The sequence below is a fragment of the Microbacterium sulfonylureivorans genome (assembly GCF_003999995.1).
GTDB lineage: Bacteria > Actinomycetota > Actinomycetes > Actinomycetales > Microbacteriaceae > Microbacterium > Microbacterium sulfonylureivorans.
The window spans coordinates 1469663-1484810 of record NZ_RJAD01000001.1 but is presented as its reverse complement, the minus strand read 5'-3'; the positions used below and the strand labels follow the sequence as shown (position 1 = coordinate 1484810).

Below are 15148 nucleotides of genomic sequence, written 5' to 3'. Positions count from 1 at the left end.
GTGCGAACCATGCCCGCTCGGCGTTTCGTGCAGGCGAAGGGTGCGGGGTCAGACCGACTCGCGGACCACCAGCTCGGTCTCGAGGATCGTGACGTGCCGCGGATGCCGCCCCGCGAGGAGGTCGAGCAGCACCGTCGCCATGCGCTCCCCCTGCGCGAAGGACGGCTGGCGCATCGTCGTCAGCTGCGGGGTGACGGATGTCGCGACCGGCGAGTCGTCGAACCCCATGATCGCGACGTCCTCGGGCACCCGCAGACCGGCGCCCGCCAGGGCACTCAGCGCTCCGCGCGCCATGAGGTCGCTCGCGACGAAGACCGCGTCGGGGCGGTCGCCCGACTCCAGGATGCTCCGCATCGCCTCGGCCCCGCCGTCTGCCGTGAAGTTGCCGTCCACGATCGCCCCTTCGGGCAGCTCCCACGCGCGCAGCGCGTCGCGGTATCCCTGCAGACGGTCGACCCCCGCCGGCATCGTGAGCGGACCGGTGATCGTCGCGATGCGGCGGTGGCCGCGCTCGATCAGGTACGTCGTCGCGTCGTGTCCACCGCGCACGTTGTCGACGTCGACGTAGTAGTCGCGCTCGCGCTCGCGCACGGGCCGACCGCCGTAGACGACCGGGACGGCGTTGGCGATGCGGTCGATGAACGTGTCGCTGGTGTGATGCGACACGATGATCGCACCGTCGACCGCGCCGCTGCGAACGTAGCTCGTCGTCTTGTCGCCCGGGTCGTCATTCGCGATGAAGAGGTTGAGCACGTAGTCGGACCGACTCAGCCGCGCGTTGATCCCCGAGACGATCGCCGCGAAGAACGGGTCGCCGAAGAAACGGGTCGTGTCCTCGGGGACGACGAGGGCGATCGCGTGCGTCTGCCTGCTCGCGAGGGAGCGGGCAGCGCGGTTGGGCACATAGTTGAGATCCGCGATCGCGCGCGTGACCGACTCGAGCGCTTCGGGGCTCACGGCCGTCGAGCCGTTCACGACGCGGGACACCGTCGACCGGGATACGCCCGCCGCAGCGGCGACCTCCTCGATCGTGACCGATCCGCGCATCGCGTCCGCCGTCATGCCCCCTGCCCTTCTCTTCGGGATGCTACGACCCGACGATCGCCGTGTCGCGATCGAGCGACCGCGCGGCGATGATCCGGCTGTACTCGCGGCCGCTGTCCTTCACCGACCGCAGCTGGGTGTCGTAGTCGACCCGGACGATCCCGAACCGCTTCTCGTACCCCCACGCCCACTCGAAGTTGTCGAGGAGCGACCAATAGAAGTATCCCCGCACATCGACCCCGGCCTCGACCGCGTCGAGGATCGCCCCGAGGTGGGAGCGCACGAAGTCGACGCGCTCGGCGTCGTGCACGCGCACCTCGCCGTCCTCGACCACGCGCTCGTCATCGTAGGCAGCGCCGTTCTCGGTGACGTAGAGCACGGTGCCTGCGGGTTCGGCGAACTCCTCCCACACTCGGCCGAGGAGTCGGGTGAGCCCCTCGGGCTGCACCTCCCACTGCATGGGCGTGCGGGGCAGCCCGCGCTCGTGCCAGTGGATGCCCTCGTGGGAGGGGAACGGCGATGCACCGGGACGGTCGGTCGGGGCGTCGCCGCCCCGGGGCGCGACCTCCGGCTCGCGGCCGCCGACGAACTCGCCGTGGTAGTAGTTCACGCCGAGCGAGTCGAGGCGCGTCGACATCGCCTCGAGGTCGCCGGGGCGGATGGCCGCCTCGAGCGACTCGATCGCGCGCGGGTCGACGGCGCGGATGTCCTCGACCACGTCGGCCGGGTACTCGCCTCGGAAGATCGGGTCGAGGAACCAGCGGTTGAACTGCCCGTCGATACGGCGTGCGGCGTCGAGGTCGGCGGGGTCGTTCTCGTCGACCGGGTCGGCGACCGTCAGGTTCAGGGTGATGCCGAGCGTGAGCGACTCGTCGCGCTTGCGGAGCTCTCGCACCGCCTGGCCGTGGCCGAGCATGAGGTGGTGCGCGGCGAGCACGCCCTCCTCGATGCTGTAGTGGCCGGGCGCGTGGAGGCCGGCGGTGTAGCTGAGGAACGACGAGCACCACGGCTCGTTGAGCGTCGTCCAGACGTCGACCCGATCGCCGAGAGCGTCGTGCATGTCGAGCGCGTACTCGGTGAACAGGTCGGCCGTGTCGCGGTTCGTCCAGCCGCCCTTCTCCTGCAGCGCCTGGGGAAGGTCCCAGTGGTAGAGCGTGAGCCAGGGCAGGATGCCGGCATCCAGCAGCTCATCGGTCAGCCGCTTGTAGAAGTCGACCCCCTGCAGATTGAGCGCGCCGCCGTCGGGACGGACCCGCGACCACGACGTCGAGAAGCGGTAGGTCTGGAGCCCCATCGACTTCATCAGCGCCACATCCTCGCCGTAGCGGTGGTAGTGGTCGCACGCCACATCGCCGTTGTCGGCGTTGATGACAGCCCCCGGGACGCGGCAGAAGGCGTCCCAGATCGAGTCGCGGCGGCCGTCCTCGTGAGCGGCCCCTTCGATCTGGAAGGCCGCGGTGGCCGCCCCGAAAAGGAAGTTCGACGGGAATTCGCGCGCAGTGGTCGCGGTCATGCGGACAGCGTCCTCTCTGGGTTCTTGGGGTTCGGAATCGATGTTGCCAGGGCCGCGCAGCGCGCGTCAGCCCTTGACGGCGCCGGCCATGATGCCGCTGACGAGCTGTTTGCCCGCGAAGGCGAAGAGGATCAGCAGCGGGATCGTCGACAGGAGGACGCCTGCCAGCACGACCGAGTAGTCGACGAAGTAGTTGGACTGGAGGAGAGACAGGGCGACCGGCAGGGTCGGGTTCTGACGGTCGAGCACGATGAACGGCCAGAAGAAGTTGTTCCATGCACCGACGAAGGTGAAGAGGAACAGCATGGCCGCGGCCGGGCGGGCCGCCGTCACTCCGACGACCCAGAAGGTGCGGATCATCGACGCGCCGTCGACGCGAGCGGCCTCGATGAGCTCGTCGGGTACCGACTGCTGCAGGTACTGCGTCATCCAGAACACGCCGAACGCGCTCGTCAGCGCCGGGATGATGATCGCGCCGATCTGCCCGGTCCAGCCGAGGTCGGCGAAGAGGATGTACAGCGGCACGACGCCGAGCTGCATCGGAACGGCCATCGTCGCGACGACGAAGACCAGGAGCGCCTTGCTTCCCGGGAAGCGCAGCTTCGCGAATGCCCACCCCGCCAGCGTCGAGGTGATCACGACGGCCGCGGCGATCAGGGTCGAGCTGTAGATCGAGTTCCACAGCGCCGGCCAGAAGTTCACGGCCGGGTCGTTGACCACCGACGACGCATTGGCGATGAAGTTGCCGCCGGGGATCCACGACATGTTCGGGTCGTTGATCGTCGACGCGTCGCCCGAACCGATGAGGAAGGACCAGTAGTACGGGAAGACGGCCGACAGGAGCACGACGCCGAGGCCGGCGTAGACCCAGAAGCCGGGGCGGAACCCGCGGATCTTGGTCGTGCGGTTGCGCTTGCGGTCCGAGGTCTGCGGAATGCCCTCTTCGATGATCGCGAGCGGAGGAGGAGTGCTGATGCTCATCGGCGGAATCCCTTCTTGCGCGGCGACACGACTCCGCGGCCGCCCTCGTCGCGGACGAGCCGGCGGGTGACCAGCAGGTTGATGAGGCCGATCACGAGGATGATCAGGAACAGGATCCACGCGAGCGCGGCCGCCCGCCCGAAGTTCCATTCGCGCCAGCCGATGTTGTAGAGGAACAAGGTGATCGTCAGCCACTGCTGCGCAGCGCCGCCCTCACCGGTGTTGTCGTACATGCGCGGCTCGTCGAAGATCTGCAGGCCGCCGATGGTCGACGTGATGATCACGAAGATCAGGGTCGGGCGCAGCGACGGGACGGTGATCGAGGTGAACTGGCGGAACGCGCCGGCCCCGTCGACGGTCGCGGCCTCGTAGTAGTCGCGAGGGATCGCCTGCATCGCCGCGAGGAGGATGAGGGCGTTGTACCCCGTCCATCGGAAGTTGACCATCGTGGCGATGGCGACGTGGCTCCAGAACGGATCCTTGTGCCACGGGATGGGCTGCAGGCCGATGTCGGTGAGGATGTTGTTCACCAGGCCGTGGTTGTCGCCGAACATGTTGCTGAAGATCAGCGCGACGGCGACGGGGGCCATCACGTACGGCAGCAGCACGCCCATCCGCCAGAACGTCTTGGCGCGGATGTTGCGGTCGAGCATCGCGGCGATGAAGATCGCGAGGACCAGCTGCGGGATCGTCGACAGCAGGAAGATGCTGAACGTGTTGCGCAGGGCGGTCCAGAACTGCGGGTTCTCGAGGATCCAGATGTACTGCTGGAATCCGACGAACTCACCGGAGTTGCGGACGAGGTCCCAGTCCTGGAACGAGATCACCGCGGTGTACGCGATGGGGAAGAGCCCCACGATCGCGAACACGATGAAGAACGGCGAGATGTAGAGGTACGGGGAGAGCTTGAGGTCCCACTTGCTCAGCTTGTGGGAGAACGACAGCACGCGGGGTGCGCGCTCGGGAGAGGGCCGGCCGGCCGGCCCGGATGCCGTGGGGCGGGTTGCGGTCGAGGTCACCGGTGGCTCCGATTCGATGTCGAGTGATGAGAGGCGGGGGGTGAGGAGGAGTGCACGCGTGCCGGGAGCGGCACACGCACACTCCTCCTCGTGTCAGACCACGGCCGGGCGAGCGGCCATGGCGTCTAGACGTCGCCGATCAGAAGGCCTCGACCTCGGCGACCCAGGTGTCCCACGAGGTCTGCTGGTCCTCGACACCGTCGAAGACTCGCGTGACCGCGTTCTGGAGCGCGTCGTGGTACTTGAAGTAGCTCGCGTCCTTGTACGGGGCGACCGTGACGGCCTCGGCACGCGTGCTGAGGATCTGTCCGGTGGGAGCGTCGTTGAAGTACGGGTTGACCGCGTCGGTGAGCGCCGGGTCCTCGTACGCCTCGAGCTGGCTCGGGAACGTGCCGGCCGCGGTGAACGCCTTGACCTGCTGCTCGGGAGCCGTCAGCCAGTCGGCGAGCGCGAGGGCCGCGTCGACGTTGGCGCCGTTGGCGGGGACGGTCAGGTACGAGCCGCCCCAGTTGCCGCCGCCGTTCGGGAAGACGTCGGCGATGTCCCAGCCGGTGACCTCGGGGGCGCCGCCCTCGATGACGCCGAGCATCCAGCCCGGGCAGAGCATCGTGGCGAACTCGCCGTTGGCCATCGACGCGAACCAGTCGTCCGACCACTGCCCGGCGTACGCCGAGTTCGGCACGGCACGCTCGGTGACCAGGTCGTACGCGGCCTGGATGTCGGGGTTCTCGGTCGCGATGACCGTGCCGTCGGGCTCGGTGTACGTGTACTCGATCTGGTTCACGATGCCCTGGAGCACCGAGTTCGCCGAGTCGATCATCGGCTTGCCGGTGGCTTCCTTGTACTGGTCGGCGACGTCGAGGTAGTTCTCCCAGTTGCCGTCGAACAGGTCGGCGACACCCTCGCGGTCGCTGGGCAGGCCGGCGGCCTCGAAGAGGTCGGAGCGGTAGCAGATGCCCTGCGGGCCGATGTCGGTGCCGAAGCCGACGAGACGGCCGTCGGGGTCGGTCGCGGCTGCTTCCTTCCAGTCGAGCCAGCGGCCCTTGACACTGTCGGGCGCCTCGGCCAGGAGGTCGGAGTACTGCATCGCCTCGGCGAACCAGTCGATCTCGACGGCTTCGATGTCGGCGAGGCCTTCCTTGCCCAGCTTCTGGAAGTAGTTCGCGCGGGCGTCGCCGGACTCGGCGGCGCGGTTGTGGACGATCGTGACGTTCGGGTTCTCGTCCATGTACTCCTGGAGGAGCTCATCGGTGTAGCCGAAGTCGTTGAACGTGGCGATGGTGAGCGTGATGGGCTCATCGGGGTCGGCCGACGGCTGGTCGCCGCCACCGCCGGCGCAGCCGGCGAGGACGATGGCCGAGGCCGAGAAGGCGGCGACCGCCACGGCGCTTCGGCGGAAGGCACGTGAGTTCACTGTCACTCCTTTGTGTTTGCAGGGTCGGATGTGTGTTGCAGGGTTTGCGGCGTGAGACGGGTTCTCGGCCACGGTGCCGTGGGAGCGTTCCCACCGGACGAAGAGTCACGCTATGGGATCGCTCCCACGGATGTCAAGGGAGCGCTCCCACGATGTGGTCACGGTTCCATCACGACACATCACGGAAGCCCGGCGGCGAGCGGATGCCTCGGCCCGTAGACTGGGGGCGACCCCTTCCCGCGACATCCGGAGCTCTCGAATGCCCACCATCGTCGTCGACGTCATGCCCAAGGCCGAGCTTCTCGACCCGCAGGGGAAGGCCGTGTCCGGCGCCCTCGCGCGTCTGGGTCAGGACGCCTTCACGTCCGTCCGCATCGGCAAGCGCTTCGAGCTCACCGTCGAGGGCGAGGTCGACGACGAACTCCTCGCGACCGCACGCAGGGTCGCAGACGAGATCCTGTCCAACTCCGTGATCGAGGATGTGGTCGGCGTCGAGGTGGTCGAGTGACCACGCGCATCGGGGTCATCACCTTCCCCGGATCGCTCGACGATCGCGACGCGCAGCGCGCCATCGCGGTCGCCGGCGCCGAGCCCGTCGCGCTGTGGCACGGGTCGCACGACCTGGAAGGAGTCGACGCGCTCGTCCTTCCCGGCGGCTTCAGCTACGGCGACTACCTGCGCGCCGGCGCGATCGCCGCTCTCGCGCCGATCATGTCGGAGGTGAAGGATGCCGCGGCCCAGGGCATGCCGATCCTCGGCATCTGCAACGGCTTCCAGATGCTCGTCGAGGCGCACCTGCTGCCCGGCGGACTCATCCGCAACGCCCACCAGCAGTTCATCCGCCGCGACCAGCGCCTGCGCGTCGAGAACGCCGACACGGCGTGGACGAGCGACTTCGCGGATGGCCAGGAGATCGTCATCCCGCTGAAGAACGCCGACGGCGGCTACATCGCCTCGGAGTCCGAGCTCGACCGTCTCGAGGGCGAAGGGCTGGTCGCGTTCCGCTACCTCGGCGTGAACCCGAACGGGTCGCTGCGCGACATCGCCGGCCTCACGAACGAGCGCGGCAACGTCGTGGGTCTCATGCCTCACCCCGAGCATGCGGTCGAGGAGGGCTTCGGCCCCGATACCGCCGCGGCGATGCGTTCGGGCGTCGACGGCCTGCCGTTCTTCACGTCGGCGATCGCCGCCGTGGTGGCCGCCGCGGCCTGAGCCGCGGCATCCGCTCGGTTCTTCCGGCCCGGAGGCGCGCGTCAGACGGTGCCCGCGGGGGGCCAGACGCCGATGATGATGGCCATGACCACGATCGTGACGAGTTCGTGGGCGATGTTCATGACGGTGAGCGAGGTCGGTCGCCCCTCGAACGCGTCGTGGGTGATGAACCGTGCCGCAGTGAAGCCCGCCCACAGGATGACAGCCGTGCCCAGAGCAGCGAGCAGATAGCCGCCGCCGTAGAAGTGCCAGGCGATGTTCATCGCACCGGCGAGCACCCATGCCGTGATGAAGCTCACGATGACCGTGACCACGATCGGCAGCACGGCGCTGGCACCCGGCCGGTCCATGTCGACGTTCGCGAGCTTCGCCCAGCGGGTGCCGAAGACTCCTCTGGCGTACCAGATCGAGCCGACGACCATGCTCGAGGCGGTCGCGATCAGCACCGCCCAGTAGTTGATCTCGGGGACCATCTTCGCCTCCTCCGTATGGCGGCTCAGCGCGCGGCCGCCGCTCGTCGCGAGCGTAGCGCCGCCCGGCGACGCCGGGGGGCCACCGCGCCGATAGCGTTGAAGCGTGAGCCTGATCGTGAGTGTTCCGACCGAGAGACTGGCCGCCGATCTCGGCCCTCTGCCCGACGACGTCGAGGTCGTCGTGTGGCCCATGGACGGACCGTCGCCCCGACCGGGCTACGACATCGTGGTGCCCCCGTACATGCAGCTGGCGAAGGTGCTCGAGCGGCTGGAGGGCGTGCCGACTCGTCTCGTGCAGAGCCAGTCGATCGGCTACGAGGGCGTCGAGGACCTGCTGCCCGACGGGCTGCTGTTCGCCAACGCCGCGAGCGTGCACGAGACCTCGACCGCTGAGCTCGCGGTCGGCCTCGCGATCGCCGCGCAGCGGCATCTCGACGCGTTCGCGGTCGACACCGCCGCCGGGCGATGGGCTCCCGCGTTCACGCAGAGTCTCGCCGATCGCCGGGTGCTGCTGCTCGGCTACGGCGGCGTCGGCAAGGCCGTCGCCTCCCGTCTGGCTCCGTTCGAGGTGCACCTCACGGTGGTGGCACAGCGGGCGCGCGTGGAGGACGGGATGCCGGTGCACGGCGTCGACGATCTGCCGGCGCTGCTCGGCGACGCCGAGATCGTCATCCTGACTCTTCCCGGAGGCGACAGCACGCGGCGCATCGTCGACGACGCCTTCCTGGCGGCGCTGCCCGACGGAGCACTCGTGGTGAACGTCGGCCGCGGTTCGCTCGTCGACACGGATTCGCTCGTCGATCACGTGCGGCGTGGGCGCGTGCGTGCGGCGCTCGACGTCACCGATCCCGAGCCGCTCCCCGCGGATCATCCGCTCTGGGCGCTCCCCGGTGTGCTGATCTCGCCGCACGTCGGCGGTGCGTCGAGCGCGATGGGTCCGCGGATCGCACGACTCGTGCGCGAGCAGGTCGAGCGGTTGCGAGACGGGCGCGAACCGATCAACGTCGTGATCGGCGGCTCGTCCCTCCGCTGATCACCCTGGTCAGCGGCACTTTCCCGCGAGACCAGCTCTCGGCGAGGACGACCCCTGCCCGGGAGAAGATGACTTCGCCCGCGCGCTCATGCAGTCCGTGGCATATGACTTTTGTCGATCGTTGATGAAAGTTGCATGAGGGGTGCCCCTCTTTTGCTTGACGCGGATCGCCTAGAGGGATAGCGTCCGAGGCAGATCGCTTGACGATCGAAAGGGCACGTCGACGTGCCGCGGCCCCCCGCAACGCGTCGAGGCGGGGGAGCGGCGGGTGCTCCCCACCCCTGGGCGGAAAACGCCCGAACACCCCCAATGAAGGATCCGTGTTAGGGAGCATCATGGACGATCTCACTCATCAGGCCGAAGAGGACGCTCGCGTCCTCGGCAACAAGCTCGGCCTCAGCCGGCGGCAGCTGCTGGCCGCAACGACGGGCATGGCGGCCGCCGCCATGTTCGGCCTCGGCACCGGACACGCGCACGCCGGATCGGGAGCCGCCGCGGCCGGCCTCGCCGCGGCGAAGGGCGGTGGAAACGGCGTGCTGGTGCCACCGGGCAAGCGCGGCATCATCCTTTACACCGTCCGCGACGCCATCGGTCGCGATCCCCTGCTGACCGACCTGCCGTCCGGCTTCAAGGAGGTCCTCAAGCAGCTCTCCGCGATCGGCTACAAGCAGATCGAGTTCGCGGGCTACAACCAGCACGCCAACGCCGAGGGCGGCAACGTCAACAGCGTCGCGGGCGCGCAGCTGCTGCGCACGTGGCTCGACGACTTCGGGCTCGAGGGCGAAGGCAACCACGGCTCGATCCCCTCCACGATCACCGAGGCGACAATCGCGCAGTTCGACGCGGCGTGCGAAGTCGCCAACATCCTCGGCTTCGGCCACATCGGCACCGGCAACGACCCGACCTCGAGCTCGTATCTCGCGGACTGGCAGGCGGCCGCCGATCGCTGGAACTTCTTCGGCGAGCGTGCGGCGACGCACGGCCTGAAGCTCTACACGCACAACCACGACGCGGCCTACAGCTTCCTGCTCGACAGCGGGCCGCTGGACGCCAACGGCCGGCCGACGCGCTCGAGCGGCGCACGTCGACTGGAGTGGTTCCTGCAGAACACCGACCCGAACTACGTCTACCTGGAGATGGACGTCTACTGGGCCCACGTCGCGCAGCACCGCTTCCGCAGCTTCACCGCTCCGGACGGGTCGCTGGTCGACGACGTGTTCGATCCGGCAGGCCTCGTGGCGGCGCAGACGACGCGCTTCCCGCTGTTCCACGCCAAGGACGGCGCCGCACGGCCCGACCTCGCGGCCGGCTACTCGATCGCACCGTTCGGCCAGGGAGACATCGACTACACGACGTTCTTCCAGCGCATCGGCGCGAAGGGGTATCACAACTCGATGTACGAGCAGGACAACGCCAGCTCGGTCCCGACCGCGTCGCCCTCGATGTCGCTCGAGAACGCCGCGACGTCCTACAGGCACATGGCTTCGCTTCGCGGCTGAGCCACCGACCCGGAGAGGGGTGCCGAACAACCGGGTCCAACACGCTCCTCTCCATAGTCGTCCGCACCATGCGTGACGCGACAACCGGGCCGTGTCCTTCGGGGCACGGCCCGGTTCTTCGTTCGCGCGGACGGGATCAGGCGGTGAAGACCGCGTGCACGTCTCCGACGACCTCGCGACCCCCGAGGGCGGACAGCTCCATGAGCACGGCAGTGCCCACGACGACACCGCCGAGCGAGGCGACCAGCCCGTGCGCCGCGACGAGGGTGCCTCCGGTGGCGAGCACGTCGTCGACGAGCAGCACTCGCATGCCGTCGGTGATGTCGTCGTGCGCCTCGATCGTGGCGGTGCCGTACTCGAGTGCGTAGTCGACGGATGCCGCGGGCCGCGGAAGCTTGCCCGCCTTGCGGATCGGGATCAGCCCCGCTCCTGCCTCCATGGCGGCCGCGCCGGCCAGCAGGAACCCGCGCGCCTCGACGCCGGCGACGACGTCGAAGTCGCCGTCGAAGGGCGCGATCAGCGCATGGATCACGGTGCGGAGGGCCGAGGCATCCGCCAGCAGGGGCGTGATGTCGCGGAACAGCACTCCCGGTTCCGGGTAGTCGGGGATCGTGCGGATGAGCGATTCGGCACGGGTGAGGGCTTCGGACACCGCCTCACGATACCGCCGGCATGGTTCGCAGCTCCTTCGAAGGACTTGTTCGACGCAATCGCATCGCGAATGTAAGCGCTTGCACTATCCTGTAACGATGACTTCGTCGCAGACCGCAGAACGCACCGACGCGCCCGCCTCTCGCGTGGGAGCGGAGTGGTGGCGCACCGCCGTCATCTACCAGATCTACCCTCGCTCGTTCGCCGACAGCTCGGGCGACGGCATCGGCGACCTGCCGGGCATCACCTCGCGGCTCGACGACCTGCGCGACCTCGGCGTCGACGCGATCTGGCTCAGCCCCTTCCAGCGCTCCCCCCAGAAGGACGCCGGCTACGACGTCGCCGACTACTGCGACGTCGACCCCCTCTTCGGCACCCTCGGCGACTTCGACGACATGCTGTCGGCGGCGCACGACCGCGGCATCCGTCTGATCGTCGATCTGGTCCCCAACCACTCGTCCGATCAGCACGTGTGGTTCCAGGAGGCCCTCGCCGCCGCCCCCGGCAGCGCCGCCCGCGCGCGCTACATGTTCCGCGACGGACAGGGCGTCGAGGGCGAGCTGCCGCCGAACAACTGGGACTCCGTCTTCGGCGGTCCCGCGTGGACGCGCGTCGTCGAGTCCGACGGCTCACCCGGCCAGTGGTACCTGCACCTGTTCGACTCGTCGCAGCCCGACTTCGACTGGTCCAACGACGAGGTCCGCGAGGAGTTCCGCCGCATCCTGCGCTTCTGGCTCGACCGCGGCGTCGACGGCTTCCGCGTCGACGTGGCGCACGGACTCGTCAAGGCCGACGGGCTCCCGGACTACACGCCCGATCCCGAGGCGGGATCGATGGGCGGCGAAGAAGCCGACGTGCCGTACTGGGGGCAGGACGGCGTCCACGAGGTGTACCGCGACTGGCACACCCTCCTCGCCGAGTACGACGGCGACCGAGCCCTGTGCGCCGAGGCGTGGCTGCCCACCCCCGAGCAGACCGCGCTGTGGGTGCGTCCCGACGAGATGCACCAGGCATTCAACTTCGCCTATCTCGAGACCGCGTGGGACGCGTCGGCCCTCCGCTCCGTGATCGCCGAGTCGATCGCCGCCTACGCCGCCGTCGGCGCGCCGAGCACCTGGGTGCTCTCGAACCACGACGTCGTCCGCCACGCCTCGCGCCTCGCGCTGACCGCCGAGAACCCGCAGGGCCACGGCATCGGCCCGGACTCCCCCGGCAAGCCGATCCCCGAGGTGGGCCTGCGCCGCGCCCGCGCGGCGACGACGCTCATGCTCGCACTGCCCGGCTCCGCCTACCTGTTCCAGGGCGAGGAGCTCGGCCTGCCCGAGGTCATCGAGATCCCCGGCGAGGCCCGTCAGGACCCGACGTGGTTCCGGACGAACGGCGAGCGGTACGGCCGTGACGGCTGCCGCGTGCCGATCCCGTGGACCGCGGATGCCCCGGCCTACGGCTTCAGCACGACCGGCGACGCATGGCTGCCGCAGCCGGCGGAATGGGCCGGACTGGCCCGTGACGTGCAGGCCGGCGACCCCGACTCGACTCTGTCGCTCTACCGCTCGCTGATCGCCGCCCGCCGCGCCCAGGGCCTCGGTGCGGGCACGCTCGAGTGGCTCGAGGGCTTCGGGACGGATGTCGTGGCCTTCCGCAACGGCAACGTCACCGTCGTCGGCAACACCGGCGCGACGTCCGTCGCACTGCCGGACGGTATCGTGATCGCGTCGAGCGGTCCGATCCCGGGCGGCGAGCTCCCGGCAGACACGACCGTCTGGCTCGCGAACGACTGAGATCCGCCCGGCGCGGCGACGCGCACGGACGAGAGGTGGGGACGACGTGGTCAGCATCGACGAGGTGGCACGGCATGCCGGTGTCTCCACGGCGACCGTCTCCCGCGCCCTGAGCGGCCGGGGCCACGTCTCCGATGCGACCAGGGCGCGGGTCGAGGTCGCCGCGAAGAGCCTCGGCTACGTGGTGTCGGCGTCGGCGTCGAGCCTCGCGTCGGGTCGCACCCGCAACATCGGCGTCCTCGTGCCGTTCCTCGACCGGTGGTTCTTCTCGACCGTGCTCAGCGGCATCGCATCCGCCCTCATGCGGCGCGGGTACGACATCACGCTCTACAGCCTCACCGCCGACCGCGCCGAGCGGCGCGACGTGTTCGACACGTTCCTGCGCCGGCAGCGGGTCGACGGCGTGATCGCGATCTCGATCGAGATCGGCGAGGAGGAGACCGAGCAGCTGTTCGCGCTCGACCTCCCGGTGATCGCGATCGGCGGCCCGAACCCTCGGCTCACGACGCTGACGGTCGACGACACGGCGGTGGCGCGCCTCGCGACGGAGCACCTCCTCGCCCTCGGGCACCGGGAGATCGCGCACATCGGCGCGAGCCCGGAGTTCGACATCGACTTCCACATCCCGACGCATCGGCGGCAGGGCTTCGAGCAGGCGTTGGCGGATGCCGGCATCCCGGTCAAGCCCTCGCTGTTCGAGCCCGCCGACTTCACCATCGAAGGCGGGTTCCGCGCGGCGAAGCAGCTGCTCGGCAAGCCGGGCGGCCGGCCGACGGCGATCTTCGCGGCATCGGACGAGATGGCCATCGGCGCACTGCTGGCCGCTCGGGAGCTCGGGTACCGGGTGCCCGAGGATCTGTCGGTCGTGGGCATCGACGGACACGAGCTCGGCGAGTTCTTCCGTCTCACCACCGTGGATCAGTTCCCCCTGGGTCAGGGCGAGCGCGCGGCGGAAGCGATCCTCGCCGAGCTCGAGGCGAAGGACGTCGCCCCGGTGCACCAGCCCGGAGACCTCCCCTACGAGCTCATCGTGCGCGGGTCGACCGCACGGCTCCCCTCCTGACCCCCTCCTCCCCGCCCCTCCCCTCCTCCCCTCCTCCCCTCCTCCCCGCCCTCCTCACGTTTGTGTGGAGCAGGTCCCGGAAACATCGTGTGAGATACGGGACCTACTCCACACAAACCGACGGGTCGAGGGGCGCGAGGGGCGGGAGGGGCGAGGGGCGGGGGGCGAGGGGCGAGGGGCGGGGGACGCGAGGGGGCGCGGATAGGCTCGGGGGCATGACGATCGACCTCGAAGCCCTCTACATCGACCTGCACCGGCATCCCGAACTGTCGTTCCAGGAGACGCGGACGGCGGGGGTCGTCGCGAAGCACCTGACCGACCTGGGCATCGAGTTCGAAGAGGGCGTGGGCAAGACCGGCGTCGTCGGCATCGTCCGCAACGGCGAAGGACCGGTCGTCTGGCTCCGGGCCGACATGGACGCCCTCCCGGTTCCCGAGCAGACGGGGCTTGCGTACGCCAGCACCGCGCGCGGCACCGACCCGTCCGGCACGGACGTGCCCGTCATGCACGCGTGCGGCCACGACATGCACGTCGCATCGCTGCTCGGCGCCCTGGAGCGCCTCCTCGCGACCAAGGACGAGTGGGCCGGCACGATCGTCGCCGTGTTCCAGCCCGCCGAGGAGTACGGCGCCGGGTCGCAGGCGATGATCGCCGGCGGTGTGCTCGACCGCTTCCCCAAGCCCGACATCGTGCTCGGCCAGCACGTCACTCCGCTCCCCGCCGGCACGATCGGCGTGCGCAGCGGCACCCAGATGGCCGCGTCCGACGGGCTCACCGTCACCCTGCTCGGCCGTGGCGGACACGGTTCGCGCCCGCACTCGACGATCGACCCCGTGGTGATGGCCGCCGCGACCGTCATGCGCCTGCAGACGATCGTGTCGCGCGAGGTCGATCCGCGCGACGTCGCCGTCGTCACGGTCGGCTCGATCCACGCCGGTCTCAAGAACAACATCATCCCGGCCGAGGCGAAGCTCGAGCTGAGCCTGCGCTACCCCGACGACGACGCCCGCGCACGCGTGCTCGAGAAGGTCGAGCGCGTCGTCCGCGCCGAGGCCCAGGCATCCGGTGCCGAAGAAGAGCCGGTCATCGCGATCGACCACTCGCTCCCGCCGACCATCAACGACGTCGACGCCACCGCGCGCCTCCGCCTCGCGTTCGACACGGCGTTCGGCGAGGGCACGGTCATCGATCCCGGCATGTTCACCGGCAGCGAAGACGTGTCGTGGTTCGCGCGCGAGTCCGGCGCGCCGCTCGTGTTCTGGTTCTGGGGCGGCGTCGATCCCGACGCGTACGCGGCGGCCGTCGCGGCCGACACCGTCGAGCGCGACATCCCCACGAATCACTCGCCGTTCTTCGCGCCGGTGCTGCAGCCGACCCTCGGAAACGGCGTCGCGAACTTCGTGGTGGCCGCGCGCGAGTTCCTGGGCACCCCCGACGCCGCCTGATCGGATGCTGCGGCCCGCCC

Annotated in this window: 14 protein-coding genes; 7 read left to right on the top strand and 7 right to left on the bottom strand. The window is 69.5% G+C overall.

From position 1 onward, the window contains the following. Positions 1–48 precede the first annotated feature (48 nt). The 5 genes from EER34_RS06550 to EER34_RS06530 form a co-directional block, all read right to left on the bottom strand. A complete protein-coding gene (locus EER34_RS06550) occupies positions 49–1062 on the bottom strand; it encodes a LacI family DNA-binding transcriptional regulator (RefSeq protein WP_127473699.1) in 1014 nt (337 codons plus the stop codon). 25 nt (positions 1063–1087) lie between these two features. Then, a complete protein-coding gene (locus EER34_RS06545) occupies positions 1088–2557 on the bottom strand; it encodes a glycoside hydrolase family 1 protein (protein ID WP_127473698.1) in 1470 nt (489 codons plus the stop codon). Between the two features lie 66 nt (positions 2558–2623). After that, positions 2624–3538 (bottom strand): carbohydrate ABC transporter permease, encoded by a 915-nt coding sequence (locus EER34_RS06540; RefSeq protein WP_127473697.1) that lies wholly within the window; start codon positions 3536–3538, stop codon positions 2624–2626. Next, entirely contained in the window at positions 3535–4557 is a 1023-nt protein-coding gene (locus EER34_RS06535; protein WP_127473696.1) for a carbohydrate ABC transporter permease, read from the bottom strand. The genes EER34_RS06540 and EER34_RS06535 overlap by 4 nt, the downstream gene beginning before the upstream one ends. A gap of 139 nt (positions 4558–4696) precedes the next feature. Further along, a complete protein-coding gene (locus EER34_RS06530) occupies positions 4697–5971 on the bottom strand; it encodes an ABC transporter substrate-binding protein (RefSeq protein ID WP_127473695.1) in 1275 nt (424 codons plus the stop codon). A gap of 259 nt (positions 5972–6230) precedes the next feature. Between EER34_RS06530 and purS the strand changes: the two genes are divergently transcribed. Together purS and purQ are read left to right on the top strand one after the other, a co-directional pair. Then, positions 6231–6479 carry a phosphoribosylformylglycinamidine synthase subunit PurS gene (purS, locus tag EER34_RS06525; RefSeq protein ID WP_055962022.1) on the top strand — a complete coding sequence of 83 codons (249 nt, stop codon included), beginning with the start codon at positions 6231–6233 and terminating at the stop codon, positions 6477–6479. Beyond that, positions 6476–7183, top strand: coding sequence for a phosphoribosylformylglycinamidine synthase subunit PurQ (purQ, locus tag EER34_RS06520; protein WP_127473694.1), 708 nt, complete (start codon positions 6476–6478; stop codon positions 7181–7183). The genes purS and purQ overlap by 4 nt, the downstream gene beginning before the upstream one ends. A gap of 41 nt (positions 7184–7224) precedes the next feature. Here the strand turns inward: purQ and EER34_RS06515 are convergent, their stop codons facing one another. Continuing rightward, the gene (locus tag EER34_RS06515; RefSeq protein ID WP_127473693.1) at positions 7225–7656 is read right to left on the bottom strand and encodes a DUF1761 domain-containing protein; all 432 of its coding nucleotides are present in this window, start codon (positions 7654–7656) and stop codon (positions 7225–7227) included. Between the two features lie 103 nt (positions 7657–7759). Between EER34_RS06515 and EER34_RS06510 the strand changes: the two genes are divergently transcribed. After that, positions 7760–8689, top strand: coding sequence for a 2-hydroxyacid dehydrogenase (locus tag EER34_RS06510; protein ID WP_240642158.1), 930 nt, complete (start codon positions 7760–7762; stop codon positions 8687–8689). A 335-nt stretch (positions 8690–9024) separates the two neighbouring features. Further along, a complete protein-coding gene (locus EER34_RS06505) occupies positions 9025–10188 on the top strand; it encodes a sugar phosphate isomerase/epimerase family protein (RefSeq protein WP_127473692.1) in 1164 nt (387 codons plus the stop codon). Positions 10189–10324: 136 nt separating this feature from the next. On the opposite strand, the gene EER34_RS06500 is transcribed toward EER34_RS06505, so the two are convergent. Further along, entirely contained in the window at positions 10325–10840 is a 516-nt protein-coding gene (locus tag EER34_RS06500) for an adenine phosphoribosyltransferase (protein WP_127473691.1), read from the bottom strand. 97 nt (positions 10841–10937) lie between these two features. On the opposite strand from EER34_RS06500, the gene EER34_RS06495 reads away from it, so the two are divergent. The 3 genes from EER34_RS06495 (at position 10938) to EER34_RS06485 (ending at position 15128) form a co-directional block, all read left to right on the top strand. Then, entirely contained in the window at positions 10938–12620 is a 1683-nt protein-coding gene (locus EER34_RS06495) for a glycoside hydrolase family 13 protein (RefSeq protein WP_127473690.1), read from the top strand. A 46-nt stretch (positions 12621–12666) separates the two neighbouring features. Then, the gene (locus EER34_RS06490) at positions 12667–13683 is read left to right on the top strand and encodes a LacI family DNA-binding transcriptional regulator (RefSeq protein ID WP_127473689.1); all 1017 of its coding nucleotides are present in this window, start codon (positions 12667–12669) and stop codon (positions 13681–13683) included. A gap of 215 nt (positions 13684–13898) precedes the next feature. Beyond that, positions 13899–15128, top strand: coding sequence for an amidohydrolase (locus tag EER34_RS06485; RefSeq protein ID WP_127473688.1), 1230 nt, complete (start codon positions 13899–13901; stop codon positions 15126–15128). Positions 15129–15148 lie beyond the last annotated feature (20 nt).